The sequence below is a fragment of the Streptomyces sp. MZ04 genome, from assembly GCF_004684775.1.
Classification (GTDB): domain Bacteria; phylum Actinomycetota; class Actinomycetes; order Streptomycetales; family Streptomycetaceae; genus Streptomyces.
The window spans coordinates 1-12904 of sequence record NZ_SRIC01000061.1; the positions used below are offsets into that span (position 1 = coordinate 1).

The 12904-nt window shown below is 71.2% G+C and carries 11 protein-coding genes and 1 pseudogene; 5 read left to right on the forward strand and 7 right to left on the reverse strand.

The genetic code is table 11. The features are described 5' to 3' along the window. Positions 1-33: 33 nt before the first annotated feature. The 3 genes from E2651_RS15755 to E2651_RS15765 all read right to left on the reverse strand — a co-directional run bounded on the left by E2651_RS15755 (position 34) and on the right by E2651_RS15765 (position 4189). Complete coding sequence (locus E2651_RS15755) at positions 34-696, reverse strand: hypothetical protein (protein WP_245238865.1); 663 nt, start codon at positions 694-696, stop codon at positions 34-36. A 112-nt stretch (positions 697-808) separates the two neighbouring features. Next, positions 809-2653 (reverse strand): glycoside hydrolase family 3 protein, encoded by a 1845-nt coding sequence (locus E2651_RS15760; protein WP_135331765.1) that lies wholly within the window; start codon positions 2651-2653, stop codon positions 809-811. Positions 2654-3262: 609 nt separating this feature from the next. Next, positions 3263-4189: a LysR family transcriptional regulator gene (locus E2651_RS15765; RefSeq protein ID WP_135331766.1), complete on the reverse strand. Its 927-nt coding sequence runs from the start codon at positions 4187-4189 to the stop codon at positions 3263-3265. 112 nt (positions 4190-4301) lie between these two features. Here E2651_RS15765 and E2651_RS15770 point away from each other — a divergent pair, with 112 nt between their 5' ends. Further along, entirely contained in the window at positions 4302-5285 is a 984-nt protein-coding gene (locus E2651_RS15770) for an EamA family transporter (RefSeq protein WP_167828805.1), read from the forward strand. Here the strand turns inward: E2651_RS15770 and E2651_RS45280 are convergent. From E2651_RS45280 to E2651_RS15790, 4 genes and pseudogenes are all read right to left on the reverse strand, one after another. After that, positions 5233-5955: pseudogene (locus E2651_RS45280) on the reverse strand (sugar phosphate isomerase/epimerase family protein); the annotation flags it as partial. The gene E2651_RS15770 and the pseudogene E2651_RS45280 overlap by 53 nt on opposite strands. Then, positions 5952-6902 (reverse strand): bifunctional helix-turn-helix transcriptional regulator/GNAT family N-acetyltransferase, encoded by a 951-nt coding sequence (locus E2651_RS15780; protein WP_135331768.1) that lies wholly within the window; start codon positions 6900-6902, stop codon positions 5952-5954. The gene E2651_RS15780 and the pseudogene E2651_RS45280, both read right to left, overlap by 4 nt. 103 nt (positions 6903-7005) lie before the next feature. Further along, the gene (locus E2651_RS15785; RefSeq protein ID WP_135331769.1) at positions 7006-7578 is read right to left on the reverse strand and encodes a Uma2 family endonuclease; all 573 of its coding nucleotides are present in this window, start codon (positions 7576-7578) and stop codon (positions 7006-7008) included. A gap of 41 nt (positions 7579-7619) precedes the next feature. After that, a complete protein-coding gene (locus tag E2651_RS15790; protein WP_135331770.1) occupies positions 7620-8678 on the reverse strand; it encodes a LacI family DNA-binding transcriptional regulator in 1059 nt (352 codons plus the stop codon). A 128-nt stretch (positions 8679-8806) separates the two neighbouring features. Between E2651_RS15790 and E2651_RS15795 the strand changes: the two genes are divergently transcribed. The 4 genes from E2651_RS15795 to E2651_RS15810 all read left to right on the forward strand — a co-directional run bounded on the left by E2651_RS15795 (position 8807) and on the right by E2651_RS15810 (position 12693). Continuing rightward, the gene (locus E2651_RS15795; protein ID WP_135331771.1) at positions 8807-9982 is read left to right on the forward strand and encodes a Gfo/Idh/MocA family oxidoreductase; all 1176 of its coding nucleotides are present in this window, start codon (positions 8807-8809) and stop codon (positions 9980-9982) included. Beyond that, positions 9979-11136 carry a dihydrodipicolinate synthase family protein gene (locus tag E2651_RS15800; RefSeq protein WP_135331772.1) on the forward strand — a complete coding sequence of 386 codons (1158 nt, stop codon included), beginning with the start codon at positions 9979-9981 and terminating at the stop codon, positions 11134-11136. The genes E2651_RS15795 and E2651_RS15800 overlap by 4 nt, the downstream gene beginning before the upstream one ends. Next, positions 11133-11975 (forward strand): sugar phosphate isomerase/epimerase family protein, encoded by an 843-nt coding sequence (locus E2651_RS15805; RefSeq protein WP_135331773.1) that lies wholly within the window; start codon positions 11133-11135, stop codon positions 11973-11975. The genes E2651_RS15800 and E2651_RS15805 overlap by 4 nt, the downstream gene beginning before the upstream one ends. A 103-nt stretch (positions 11976-12078) precedes the next feature. After that, on the forward strand, positions 12079-12693 hold the full coding sequence (locus E2651_RS15810; protein ID WP_135331774.1) for a Uma2 family endonuclease: 615 nt from the start codon (positions 12079-12081) through the stop codon (positions 12691-12693). Positions 12694-12904: the final 211 nt, after the last annotated feature.

The window sequence follows — 12904 nt, forward strand, 5'->3', positions numbered from 1 at the left end:
GGGGAGGGGGCGGGGTGGGGGAAGGGAAAATGCTCATACGCGCACCGCACCCCCCACCGGCTCCCCACCCCCCAGTGACACGTAAAGCTCCGTCGCAGGCGGGCACTTGGAGCGGTCGGAGACCGAGGACGTCACCCGGTACTCCGGGGCCCTCGTGCCGGAGCCGTCGCAGGCCGTTTCGCGGACCTCGCCCCGCCCCGCGCTGTAGACGCAGTCCCCGACGACCGTCCGGGGGCCGCCCCCGCCCCCGGGGGCACCGGGATGCGGCGGCTCCAGGTTCCGCATGCAGGCGTACCCGCGAGGCACCGCCCCGTTCCCGTCCTCGTCCGCCGCGGGCCGGTCCTCGCTGATGTGCAGGACGAAGTCCGTACGGGCGGGGCACGACGGGCCCTCCGCGACCTTTCCGTCGTAGCGGGCGATCACCCGCGCCGCCGCGCGTTCACTCGTGCACGGCACCTCCGTGAACGTCTCGCGCCCCCGCGAACCGCACTCGTCCACGGCGAGGAAGACCGCTCCGTACCCGGACGACACCGACGCGGACGGCCGGTCGTCGTCGAGCCTGCCCGACGAACCCGCCCCCGGATCCGCGGACTTCTGGCAGCCGGCCGCGCCGGCGAACACGGCGAGCACCGCAAGGACCGGCACCCACCTCGCCCCCACGCGCCGTGCCGTGTTCCAGCCAGGCATGGCCAGCATGGCAAACCCCCCGATATGTGCACCCAGCGTGACCCGCCGGGGCGGGCGCACGCCAGGCGCACGGGGTGGTTTGGGTCAGTTGGCGGTGGTGCGCCGGTTGTGCGGCGTACGGTCAGTACGTCAGGCCGTAGCCCACCGGGTACAGCACCTGCGCAGGATCGTCCGCCCGCTGGACCGGCACCGGCAGCCGCCCCTGCGGCTCGGCGCGGCCCGCGATCGCCCGTGCGGCGGCGCGCAGTTCGACGTCCGTCCAGCAGTAGGCGGCCAGCGATGCGCCCACCGAGCCGAGACGTGCCACGTCGTACGGATTGCGGATCGCGACGGCGACGACGGGGACGCCGGTCGCGACCAGGGCCTCCACCAGGGCGATCTGGGCGCTCCCCGCCCCCACGTTGTACGTGCCGACGACCACCGCGTCCTTGCCCGCGGCCGCCGCGGCCGCCTCCGCGATCTTCGCCGATGACGGTGCCGTGCCGGTCGGCAGCACCGTCACGGTGAAGCCGAGCCCCGTCAGCTCCCGCCCGATGACGGCCGTCGGAGGGCCCGTGGTGCCCGATGGAGATGTCGCATCCGCGCCGACCACCAGGAGCTCCTGGTGCGTACGGCGTGCCAGCGGAAGCAGTCCGCCCTCGTTCAGGAGCAGCGTCGTCGTCTCCTCCGCGATCCGGTCGGCGGCCGCCAGATGCGCGCGTGTGCCGACCGCCTTGTCGACGCCGCGCGAGGTGACGTACGGGTCGGAGAAGAGGTCCAGTTTTGATTTGAGCCGCAGGATCCTCAGCAGGGACTCGTCCAGGCGCGCCTCCGTCAACTCGCCGTCCCTGACCGCCTGGAGCACCGCGTTCCACGCGATCTCCGGCTTCGGCGGGTTCAGGAGCTGGTCGACGCCCGCCTTCAGGGCGAGCACCGGGACGCGGTCGTCGCCGTACTTCGTACGGACGCCCTGCATGCCGAGCGAGTCCGTCACCACGACCCCGTCGTAACCGAGTTCCTCGCGCAGGATGCCGGTGAGGATGGGGCGGGAGAGGGTGGCCGGGTCCTCGGCGGGGTCGAGGGCGGGGACCACGATGTGCGCGGTCATGATCGAGTCGATGCCCGCGGCCACCGCCGCACGGAACGGCGGGGCGTCCAGGGTCTCCCACTGCTCACGGGTGTGGTGGATGTAGGGCAGCTTGGAGTGGCTGTCGTCCTTGGTGTCGCCGTGGCCGGGGAAGTGCTTGGACGTCGACGCGATGTCCGTGCCCTGGTAGCCCTTGACCTGCGCGGCGACAAGGCCGGCGACCGCTTGGGGGTCCGAGCCGAAGGAGCGTACGCCGATGACGGGGTTGGCGGGATTGACGTTCACGTCCGCGACCGGGGCGTAGTTCTGGCGGATGCCGAGCGCGCGGAGTTCGGCGCCGGCGATTTTGGCCGCGTTGCGGGCGGTGGCGCGCGAGCCCGCGGCGCCGAGCGCCATCGCGCCGGGCAGCAGCGTGGCGGGGATGCCGACGCGGGCCACGGCGCCGTGCTCCTGGTCGGTGGAGATGAGCAGCGGGATGCCTGCCGTGGGGGATTGCGCCGGGGTTTCCGGGGTGAGGGCCGCGCGCTGGATGCCGTTCGAGAGGTCGGCGATCTGGTGCGGGGCGCGGGTGTTGTGGGCCCAGCCGAAGTAGATGATGCCGCCGAGGTGGTACTTGGCGACGGCCTCGGCGGCGGTGCGTACGCCCAGTTCCTCGAGGTTCGCGTCGATGTCCGCCTGGTCGGGCTCGGTGGCGGAGTGGCCGTACACATGCATCACGAAGAGCTGGCCGACCTTCTCCTCCAGGCTCATGCGGGCGATGCGCTCCCGGAGCCTCCGGTCACGATCGCGGGCGCGGTCGCCGTTGCCCGCCGCGTGCACGGACGGGGTGGCCAGGGCCGCCGCGGCGACGGCGGTGGCGGCGAGCAGGGTTCGTCTGGAGGCGTTGCGATGGGACGACATGTGCGCTCCTTCGGGGACGGATGCCGGACCGGAGCCGGGCTGGGGAAACCGGCTGAAGGAAACTTTCCGAGAGTCACGGATATCCCGAAGATTTCTGCCGGTCAAGGGATCCGGCGGCCACTGTGGAGGAGTGAGGGGCCGTCACCGGTGCTGTTGGAGGGGGGCGCACCGGTGACGGCATGCTGCCGGCCGCAGGCGGCGGAGAGGGTGGTCAGCGTTCGCAGCCAGCAGCGATGCCGACACCGCCTCGCGGAGACTCACCCGGCAGCACGCCGCTTGGACGGCGGCCACTTCGCGTGGGTTCCCGGCTGAGAGCTATTTCCGGAAAGTGGTGCGTCGGGGATCGGTGGGGCTCGGTGGGCGTCTGTGGCGGCTTCCCGTGTGTGCCGGGGGCAGGGGCCTCGTGGTGTCCGGGCGGGTCGGGTCGCACCGTGACCGTGCTGGCGGGCGCCGGGCCCCGCTTGAGTCTGCGGCCGCTGGGGCTCGGGTGGGTGTCTGTGGCGGCTTCCCGCGTGTGGTCGGGGCCAGGGGCCTCGTGGTGTCCGGGCGGGTCGGGTCGCACCATGACCGCCCTGTCGGGCGGCGTGCCCGAGTCTGCCGGGCTCGGGGTCAGTAGGTGTTCGTGTCGGCCTCCGGAGCAGTCGCCGGCCAGTGCTCACGTAGGGTCCTGACCGCCTCGGCGATCGCGGGGCGCCGGGACGCCCCCGCCCGCCACAGTGCGTACAGCCGTCGCACCGGCACCGGATCGAGCCGCACCGTGACCGCCCCCTCGGGGATCGGGCCTCGGCCCAGGCGGGGGATCAGTGCGACGCCGAGCCCCGCGGCGACCAGTGCGACCAGGGTGGGGTTCTCCTCCGCCATGTGCGCGATGTCCGGTTCACAGCCCGCCTCGCGCAGGGTGCGGATCAGCCACTCGTGGCAGACGAGGCCCGGCGGCTGGGTGATCCACCGCTCGTTCTTCAGCTCCTCGCGGCGTACGGATTCCCGCCCCGCGAGCCAGTGCCCGGCGGGCACGACGAGGTCGCAGAGGTCGTCGCCGATGACGGCCTGTTCGACGCCGGGAGGCGTGGGCAGCGGCGCGATGTCCCAGTCGTGCACGACGGCCAGGTCCACCGCACCCTTGGCCACCAGGTCGATGGAGAGATGCGGGTCGATCTCCGACATGCGGGCGTCGAGCGCGGGGTGGCGCCGGGCGAGGTCCGCGAGGGCGCCGGGCAGCAGGCCGCGCGCCGCCGAGGCGAACGCGGCGATGGCAAGGCGCCCCGCGGGCAGCCCGCGTCGCTCCTCCAGCTCGGTCTCCGCCCGCTCCACGATCGCCATCAACTCCTGCGCGGTCGCGGCAAGATGACGCGCCTCCTCGGTGAGCGCGACGCCCCTGCCCTGCCGTTCGAGGAGGGTGGTGCGGGTCTCCCGCTCCAGCTTGGCGATCTGCTGGGAGACGGCGGACGGGGTGTAGCCGAGCGCGGTGGCGGCGGCGCCGACGGTGCCGTGCACCGAGACGGCGTGCAGGGCGCGCAGCCGAGCGAGATCGAGCATGAGGAGCCCACCCCATCCATCCATACGGGAAGTGATTCGTTAGCGTTGCTTCATCCCATCATGCAGAGATCCGCGCTGGTCCTACATGGTCATGCCGGGTGATCCTCGACGCATGCGACCCGCACATGTCTGCCTGGCCGTCCTCGTCGCCGCCGTATGGGGCGTCAATTTCGTCGTCATCGAGGTGGGGCTCGACCACTTCCCGCCGCTGCTCTTCTCCGCCCTGCGCTTCCTGGTGGCGGCGCTGCCCGCCGTCTTCTTCGTGGGGCCGCCCAAGGTCGCCTGGAAGTGGATCATCGGGGTCGGACTCGTCCTCGGGGTCGCCAAGTTCGGCCTGCTCTTCATCGGCATGGACGCGGGGATGCCGGCCGGTGTCTCCTCGCTGGTGCTGCAGATCCAGGCGGTGTTCACGGCCGTCTTCGCCTTCGCGGTACTGGGCGAACGGCCGGGCCGCGTACGCCTGTTGGGCATGGTCGTCGCCCTCGCGGGCATAGGCGTCGCGGCGGTCGACGAGGGGGAGTCGGGCCCGCTCACCGCCTTCGCGCTGCTCATCGCGGCCGCCGCCTGCTGGGGCGCCTCCAACGTCCTGACCCGCAAGGCGTCCCCGCCCGACGCCCTCAACTTCATGGTGTGGGTGAGCACGGTCCCGGTGCTTCCGCTGCTCGGCCTCTCACTCCTCTTCGAGGGCCCGTCGCGGGACCTCGAAGCCCTGGGCGACCTGGACTGGCAGGGCGCCGGGATCATCGTCTACGTCGCCTGGATCACCACGGTCTTCGGCTTCGGCGCCTGGGGATACCTGCTGCGCCGCCACCCGGCCTCCACCGTGGCGCCCTTCTCCCTCCTGGTCCCGGTGTTCGGGATGTCGGCCGCCGCGCTGGTCCTCGGCGAGTCGGTGAGCGGCCTCGGGTGGTGCGCGGCGGCGCTGCTCGTGGGCGGCGTGGGCCTGACGTCGTTCGCCGGGATCAGGCCGCGCGGTTCAGCAGCCGCGACAGGAACTCCCGCCCCTGGCCCAGCAGTTCAGGCAGCGGCGCCGCCGCCTCGTACCACCGCTTCTCGTACTCCCAGCACAGCCACCCGTCCCGGTGCTCCCCGCTGAGCAGCACGTCCACGCACTCGGCGATCGGCAGTACGCCCTCGCCGAGCGCGAGCGGCGTCGTGTCCTCTGCCGACGCGATGTCCTTCACTTGTACGTAGCCGAGGTACGGGGAGAGCGCCGCGTAGCTGTCGCCGGGGGACTCGCCGCCGAGCCAGGTGTGCATCAGGTCCCACAGCGCGCCCGCGTTGCGATGCCCGACCGCACCGAGGACGCGGGTCGCGGCGGCTCCCGTGCGGTGCGAGTCGTGGGTCTCCATGAGGATGCGTACGCCGAAGTCCGCCGCGTACTCGGCCGCGGTGCCGAGCCGCCGGGCGGCCGTCGCGTCGGCCTCGTCGGCGCTCTGCTCGGTGCCGCCGCCGGGGAAGACGCGGATGAACGGGGCGCCCAGGTCGCGGGCGAGGGTGAGCAGTGAACGTATCTCGTCGAGCACGGGCTCGTCCTCGCCGGGCGCGGCGACCTGTGCGTACCCGGCGATCCCGACGATCTCGACGCCCGCGTCCTTGAACCGGGCGGCCGCGTCGGCGCGTTCGGTGAGCCCGATCCCCGGATGGATCCGCTCTTCGGGATGCGCGCGCAGCTCGACGCCGTGGAAGCCATGGGTGGTGGCCAGATTCAGCACGTCGTCGAGGGGGACTCCCGGGACGCCGAGCGTGGAGAAGGCGAGTTTCATGCCGCAGACCCTAGGTGCAGTCGCCAGTCCTGCCCCAGCAGGTCCGCGCCGAACGACCGGTGCGGCTTCTCGTCGACGAGGACGAATCCGTGCCGCTGGTAGATGGCGCGGGCGGCGCCGAGGACGTCATTGGTCCACAGGACCATCTCGCGGTAGCCGACGTCGCGGGCGAAGTCGACGCAGGCGCTGACGAGTTGGTCACCGATGCCGCGCCCCCGCGCATCCGGCTCGACGAGCAGGAGCCGCAGCCGCGCGGTCGCCGGAGCCTCGTCCCGTACGCAGATCACGCACCCCACGGGCCGCCCGTCGAGCTCGGCGATCCACACCCGCTCCAGGTGCGGATCATGATCCTCGGCGAAGTCGGCGACGATCCGGGCGACCAGACCTTCGTAGTCGGTGTTCCACCCGAACTCGGCGGCGTACAGAGCGGCGTTGCGCTGCACGATCCACCCGAGATCGCCGGGACCGGGCTCACGGAGAAGGGAGTGCGAGGCCGCCGCCCCGTCCGCGGAGCCGCTCAGGATCTCCCGCACGGTGCGCAGAGCGGTCGCGAGGCGGGGCCGCTCGGCGGCCGGGACGGTCGAGAGCAGCGATCCGACGGCCTCGCTCGACCGCTCGTCGAGCAGCCCGGCGGTCTCGCGCCCCCGTGCGGTGAGGGTGATGCGCTGCCGTCGCGGATCACGCGAGGAAGGCGCACGCTCGACGAGCCCGGCCCTCTCCAGCTTGCCGAGCAGACGGCTCAAGTACCCGGCGTCGAGGGAGAGTTCGGAGCGCAGGTCGGCCGCGTCGAGATGGGAGGCGTGGGCGAGCTCGTAGAGGACGCGGGCCTCGGTGAGGGTGTACGGGACGTAGAGCCGGCGGCTGTAGTCGAGGGCGCCGATGAGGTTGGTGTAGAAGCGGTTGAAAGCGCGGATCTCATGGATGGGCGTATCGGAGGCGTGTGCCATCGAGGATCACTCCGGGTCATCGGGACGGGTCACCTTTGACTGAGTCAACGGTACGCCGCGCCATCCATGACCGCCATGCCCTGCGGGGGCGAGATCCGCGGGGTCAGTCGAGCTCGCCGGCCTTCGGGAAGCCGTCGGTCGCGATGGTGATGTCACGCCCTTGGAGCGGCAGGACCAGATCCTGACCGAAGGGGATCTCTGTGGCGTCCTCGTAGCTCCCGATCCTGGTCGGGTGGCGGTGGACGGTGCAGATGCCGTCCTCGGTGTCGATGACCGCGTAGAGGGGGATGCCGCATTCCGCGTAGAGATGGACCTTCTTCGTGAAGTCGTTGTCCCGGCTGCTCTGCGAGACGATCTCGATGACCGCCTCCAGGCTGTGCCACTCGAAGCGGCCACGGCTGTTTCGTTCGGCTCCGGGGGCGACGATGGCCAGGTCGGGTGCGTACCCGTACTGGCTCGACGGAAAGTCGATCATGACGTCCGAGAGGATGGCGCCGTGCCCGGCAAGCTGCTGCTTGATCTGCGGGGCGGCCTCGAGGATGACATTCCACGGGTACTCACCTTGCGGCGTCATGATGATCTTCCCCTCCGTGATCTCGACGCGATAGCCGCGGGGAAGGTTGACGCCGTCCAGTACATCCCAGGCGCTGGGTGCATCCATGACCATGACTGCCATATGAGCCTCCTTTTCCCGGTGATGTCAACGATATCGAAGGCTCAGTGACACGGCGGCGCCGTAGACCCCCGCACCATCAGCTCAGCCCCGATCGTCGCCACACCCCCCGGCGGCGGCTCCTCCGCGCCCGTGGCCAGGCGGCCCGCCCGCGCGCCCGCCTCGTGCAGCGGCAGTCGTACGGTCGTCAGGGCGGGGACGGCGTCGATCGAGAAGGGCAGGTCGTCGAAGCCCGCCACCGAGATGTCCTCGGGGATGCGCAGGCCGCGGTCGCGCAGGGCCGCGGACGCGCCCAGGGCGACCGTGTCGTTGGCGGCCACGATCGCCGTCAGGTCGGGGGCGCGGCGCAGGAGTTCGAGGGTGGCCTCGTAGCCGGAGCGGCGGGTGTAGGGGCCGTGGACGGTCAGCTCGTCCTGGTCGCCGTGGTCGGCGGCGGACGCCGCGAGCGCCTCCCGGTGGCCCTCGAGGCGGTGCCGGGTCGTGGTGCGCTCCATGGGGCCCGCCACGTATCCGATCCTGCGGTGGCCGAGCGTGAGGAGGTGCTCGGTCAGGCGTCGGCCGCCGCTGCGGTTGTCGAAGGTGAGGGTGGCCGTCACGGCGTCCGTGTCCGCCAGCGGGGGCCGTCCGCACAGCACGATCCGGGTGCCCGCGTCCGCGAGGCGTGCCAGCTTCGCGGAGACCGCGGCCGCGTGGGCGGGGTCCTCAAGGGCGCCGCCGGTCAGCACGACCGCGGCCGCGCGCTGCCGCTGCAGCAGGGTGAGGTAGGTGAGCTCGCGCTCCGGGGAGCCGCCCGTGTTGCAGACCACGGCCATCCGCTCGCCGCCCGCGCGCCCGCCGGGACCGCCGATCTCCGACTGGACGGCGCCCGCCATGATCCCGAAGAAGGGGTCGGCGATGTCGTTCACCAGGATGCCGAGCAGGTCGGATGTGGCCGCGGCGAGCGAGCTCGCGGGCCCGTTGAGGACGTAGTCGAGGTCGTCCACGGCACGCAGGACACGCTCCCGGGTGGCCGCGGCCACCGGGTAGTTGCCGTTCAGTACGCGGGAGACGGTAGCGGGGGAGACCTGGGCGCGGGCCGCCACGTCCGCCAGGGTCACGGTCATCTCGTCGTCCTCCGGTCGCTGCGCTGGTCCGAAAGTCCGAAGCCCTTGTCCGAACCTTGTGCGGCAGGCTAGCTTCTCCTTGGATAGAAAGCGCTTGCTATGCGCCTAGTGCGTACGGAGGGACTTCTGTGACTCGTAAGACGGTGCGCATCGCCATGAACGGTGTGACAGGACGCATGGGCTACCGCCAGCACCTGGTCCGCTCGATCCTCGCCCTGCGCGAACAGGGCGGACTCGACCTGGGCGACGGCGAGGGCACGGTGCTGTGGCCCGAGCCCGTCCTCGTGGGCCGCAGGGAGCACGCCCTGCGCGAGATCGCCGAGCGCCACGGACTTGACCCCGAGACGCACGTCTCGACCGACCTCGACGCGGTCCTCGCCGACCCCGCCATCGACCTCTACTTCGACGCGCAGGTCACCTCCGCACGCGAGGACGCCATCAAGCGGGCGATCGCCGCCGGCAAGCACGTCTACACGGAGAAGCCGACCGCCACCGGCCTGTCCGGAGCCCTCGAGCTCGCCTCCCTCGCCAAGGCCGCCGGCATCAAGCACGGCGTCGTACAGGACAAGCTCTTTCTGCCGGGCCTGCTGAAGCTCAAGCGGCTGATCGACGGCGGCTTCTTCGGCCGGATCCTCTCCGTACGCGGCGAGTTCGGCTACTGGGTCTTCGAGGGCGACTGGCAGAGCGCCCAGCGCCCGTCCTGGAACTACCGCTCGGAGGACGGCGGCGGCATCGTCGTCGACATGTTCCCGCACTGGGAGTACGTCCTGCACGAACTGTTCGGCCGCGTACGCAGCGTCCAGGCGCTGACCGCGACGCACATCCCGCAGCGCTGGGACGAGCAGAACAAGCCGTACGACGCGACGGCCGACGACTCCGCGTACGGCATCTTCGAACTCGAGGGCGGCGCGATCGCGCAGATCAACTCCTCCTGGACGGTCCGCGTCAACCGCGACGAACTGGTCGAGTTCCAGGTCGACGGCACCGAGGGCTCGGCCGTCGCGGGCCTGCGCAACTGCCGCGTACAGCACCGCGCCGCGACCCCCAAGCCGGTCTGGAACCCGGACCTGCCCGTTACGCACTCCTTCCGTGACCAGTGGCAGGAGGTCCCCGACAATCAAGGACCCGACGGATTCGACAACGGCTTCAAGGCACAGTGGGAGCTGTTCCTCAAGCACGTGTACGCCGACGCGCCCTACCACTGGGACCTGCACGCGGGCGCACGCGGCGTGCAGCTCGCCGAACTGGGCCTGAAGTCCTCCGCCGAGGGCCGCCGCATCGACGTACCGGAGATCGCACAGTGACGCTTCTGCTCCCGGACGCCACCGGCGGCACGTACCCGTACGTGCCCCGCAGCGCCCCCCTGCCGCCGCCACCCGGCGGCCCGCCCCTCACCTCGCGCACGGTCTTCTCGGCGGCGCACGTGGTGGCGGACCCCTTCGCCGACGTCTCCCCGGACTCCCCGGCGGCCGTCGACTGGGACGCCACCCTGGCCTTCCGCCGCCACCTGTGGGCGCAGGGCCTCGGCGTGGCGGAGGCGATGGACACCGCACAGCGCGGCATGGGCCTGGACTGGCCGGGCGCGGCGGAACTGATCAGACGCTCGGCGGCCGAGGCGAAGTCGGTCGGCGGCAGGATCGCCTGCGGCGTGGGAACAGACCAACTCGCCTATCCCGCCGACCTGTTGACGGTCCGCTCGGCGTACGAGGAGCAGCTGGCCCTGGTCGAGTCGACCGGCGCGCAGGTGATCCTGATGGCGTCACGGGCGCTGGCGGCGGCCGCGAAGTCGCCGGACGACTACCTGGAGACGTACGCCCACCTCCTGCGCCAGGCGAGCGAGCCGGTGATCCTGCACTGGCTCGGCCCGATGTTCGACCCGGCGCTCGGCGGCTACTGGGGGAGCGAGGACCTGGACGCGGCGACCGACACGTTCCTGGAGGTCATCGCGGCGCACCCCGACAAGGTCGACGGCATCAAGATCTCCCTCCTGGACCCGGGGCGCGAGATCGCCCTGCGCCGCCGCCTCCCGAACGGCGTCCGCTGCTACACGGGCGACGACTTCAACTACCCCGAACTGATCGCGGGCGACGAGCAGGGCTTCAGCCACGCCCTCCTCGGCATCTTCGACCCGCTGGCGCCGCTGGCGGCACAGGCGGTGCGCGCCCTGGACACGGGCGACACCAAGGCCTTCCGCGCCCACCTCGACCCCACGGTCGAACTCTCCCGGCACCTGTTCCAGCCGCCCACCCGCTTCTACAAGACGGGGGTGGTGTTCCTGGCCTGGCTGGCGGGCCACCAGGACCACTTCACGATGGTGGGCGGCCTGCAGTCGGCGCGCTCGCTCCCGCATCTGGCCCGCGCCTACGAACTGGCGGACGGGCTCGGCCTGTTCCCGGACCCGGCCGTGGCCGAGTCCCGTATGCGATCCCTGCTCACCGTGTACGGAGTCCAGCAATGAGTCCATCCGTGAGCGAGGAACTCGCACGTTTCTCCATCAACCAGATGACGGTAAAGCAGCTGTCACTTCCTGAACTGGTCACCGCGTGCGGTGAGTTGGGCATCCCCGGGGTCGGCCTCTGGCGCGAACCGGTTGCGGCCCACGGCCTGGAGAAGACCGCCAAGCTGATGCGTGACGCGGGCCTGTCCGTGACGACCCTCTGCCGGGGCGGCTTCCTCACCGCGATCGACCCGCACGCGCGCGTGGCGGCGATCGACGACAACAAGGCGGCGATCGACGAGGCGGCGACGCTGGGAACGCGGACGCTGGTCCTGGTCTCCGGCGGCCTGCCGCCCGACTCGAAGGACCTGCGAGGGGCACGCGAACGCGTCGCCGACGCACTGGCGGAACTCGCCCCGTACGCGGCGGCGCGGGGCGTCCGCCTGGCGATCGAGCCACTCCACCCGATGTTCGCGTCCGACCGTTGCGTGGTGTCCACGCTGGCCCAGGCGCTGGACCTGGCGGAGCGGTTTCCCGCGTCGCAGGTGGGGGTGTGCGTGGACACGTACCACGTCTGGTGGGACGACGAGGCCCCCGCCGGAATCGCCCGCGCGGGCGCGGCGGGCCGCCTGCACGCCTTCCAACTGGCGGACTGGGTGACGCCCTTGCCCGAGGGCGTCCTGAACGGCCGCGGACAGCTGGGGGACGGCGCGATCGACATGCGGGAGTGGCGGGGCTACGTGGAGCGGGCGGGGTACGCGGGCCCGATCGAGGTCGAACTCTTCAACGAGACCCTGTGGAAGCGCGAGGGCAGAGAACTCCTCTCGGAGACGGCTACGAGATACGTGGCCTACGCCTGACGGGGACACGGCGGGTCAACGTCTTGGCAGGTCGCACTCACTTCGGGTGACGGTACGGTCGTACAAGAGACCGCGACGCGCACCGGCGTCCAGACTCGCGCCCATGGGAGCAGTGATGACGAACCATCGGCAGGATCAGGCCACCGAGGAAACCTGGATGTTCCCGCCGGCAGCCGGCTGGACCTTCGACCAGGTCAAGCACTTGGAGCTGCCCTTCGACTGGGAACTCGTGGACGGAGTGATCGTGCCTCGTGGGCAGACCAAGTTCTGGCACAACCGGGTCCGGGACAGGATCGCGTACGCATTGGAGGCGGCCGCTGTCGATCCGTATGCCGTCGTGATCGAGCAGTGCGTCATGCTCGACGACCAGAACACCCCAAAGCCCGATGCGATCGTCTTCGACCCGCGTGGGCTCAGCTTCTTCGAGACCGAATGCGTCCCCGTGGACAAGGTGGCCCTGGCCGTCGAGGTCGTCTCCCCGGGCTCCCGTCAGGACGACCGAGTCCGCAAGCCCGCGCTCTTCGCCGGGGCCAAAGTGGCCTGCTACTGGCGCGTGGAGCTCGACCGTGACCACCGGCTCGCGGTCCACGAATACTGGCTGCACGCCGAGACGCGGTCGTACATTCCCGCTCCCATGCATCCGGTGCACCACGACAAGCTGACGACGGAAGTGCCGTTCCCCGTGGAGATCGACCTCACGGCGCTCACCGAATTCTGACGCCTTGCTGAAAGGTTGCCCGCTGCCGCCGTACAACCCTTCTCGCCCGAAGAGGGTCGTACTTGGTGTCAGGGCTTCCGCAGGGGGGATCCGGGGGGATTCGCGGAGGACCGGCAGGGGAGGGGAGACCCGTGGGGGCCCGGTCGAGAGACCGGGCCCCCACGGGTCTGTAAGGCCGGAGTTGTCCACAGGCGCACCGCACTGTCAGTGC